The following is a 1366-nucleotide window of genomic DNA, read 5'->3' as shown; positions in this document are numbered from 1 at the left end:
TTGAACTCGCCACTGCTAACAAAGCTTTGCTTCGCACCTTCGCTTTGTTCCGGTATTAAATCTGCGCTATTTTCTGCTGCTGCCATTATTGTGCCTCACCTGCTGCAGTATCAGTTCCCGACTTAGAACTCATTGCCTGATCCAGAATCCGATCTTTGTTCTCACTAAAGTAGATCAGCGCTTTATGCACCGCACTGACTATCGCACGAGGTGTAATGGTTGCACCTGTTAACTGATCAAAGTCTCCACCATCTTTCTTCACTTGCCACTGAGTTTCAGTCAAGTTCGCCAAAGACTTGCCGTTGAAGGATAAAACCCAATCAGACTTCTTCAAGTCGATTTTATCACCTAAGCCCGGCGTCTCTTTATGCTCTATCACTCTCACACCCTTAAGCTCCCCCGACATATCAATACTCATAATCAAACGTATAGGGCCTGTATATCCATCAGGCGCCACAACAGGCAATATTAGGTGGGTAGGAAGCTGATCTTTTAAAGCGATGAATGCCTCTACTGGTTCAATAGTCCCCAAGGCTTCAGATGGAGCTAGTGTAAAGGCATCATCGAGTAATTCATTATCGAACTCAGAAAGTGGCACAATCTGCAATAAGGCCTTTGACCTTGCTTGCTTCACCTGCTCTGCAATTTTCTCTTTCGTCCCCTGTTGGGTAAAGGCAATTAAACCGGCAGTAATAATTGCGAACAAACCCAGCCCCCACGCAGACCGAAGTATCGACAAGCCCAGGGTGTCTATCGTTTCAGAAAGCGGTTCGCCCAGCTCTTCTCGTTCGTCAGTTGGATTAAGCTTATCAGTCATCTCTTAAGCCTCCTCTTTCTGCTTGGCGCCGCGTTTTGCCGACTCATAGCCATAAGTTCTTGGCTGCGTATAAACATCAATCAGGGGTGCTGCAAAATTCATCAATAGCACAGCGAAAGCAAAGGCATCAGGGTATGCACCATAAACGCGAATAATATAGGTCAGTAAACCGATACCAATACCAAAAATCAAACGGCCACGAGTCGTGGTACATGAGGTAACGGGATCCGTTGCTATAAAGAAAGCTCCCAGCATGGTCGCACCAGACAGCATATGCAGGCTAAGCGGTGCGAACTGGTCTGCATCATAGCCCAAGACAAGCGCTGGCAAGGCCAAGCCAAGGATTACTCCCAAAGGCGTCTGCCAAGGTATGATCTTTTTCACAAGTAACACCAGGCCACCTGCCAGGAACATCAGATTTACCCATTCCCAACCCAAGGAAAATCCGGCACCAAATACCGGATTTTGCAGAACGACATCCGCAGTAGAGTGTGCAATTTCATGCTTATAGACATCCAAAGGCGTCGCCCCACTATAACCATCTGCTAT

General features: G+C 47.1%; 2 protein-coding genes. Both read right to left on the bottom strand.

The features are described from left to right. Nucleotides 1-85: 85 nt before the first annotated feature. On the bottom strand, nucleotides 86-817 hold the full coding sequence (rsxG, locus tag A3763_RS03545) for an electron transport complex subunit RsxG (protein WP_082865009.1): 732 nt from the start codon (nucleotides 815-817) through the stop codon (nucleotides 86-88). A 3-nt stretch (nucleotides 818-820) separates the two neighbouring features. Then, nucleotides 821-1366: RnfABCDGE type electron transport complex subunit D (locus tag A3763_RS03540; protein ID WP_197482736.1), on the bottom strand; the 546-nt coding region annotated here is incomplete at its 5' end.

The sequence above is a fragment of the Oleiphilus sp. HI0128 genome (genome assembly GCF_001635365.1).
This window is presented reverse-complemented; position numbering and strand designations above follow the sequence as displayed.

Excerpts from the sequence above, each read along its gene's own strand:
- rsxG (WP_082865009.1), bottom strand. The coding sequence starts at position 817 with ATGACTGATAAGCTTAATCCAACTGACGAACGAGAAGAGCTGGGCGAA.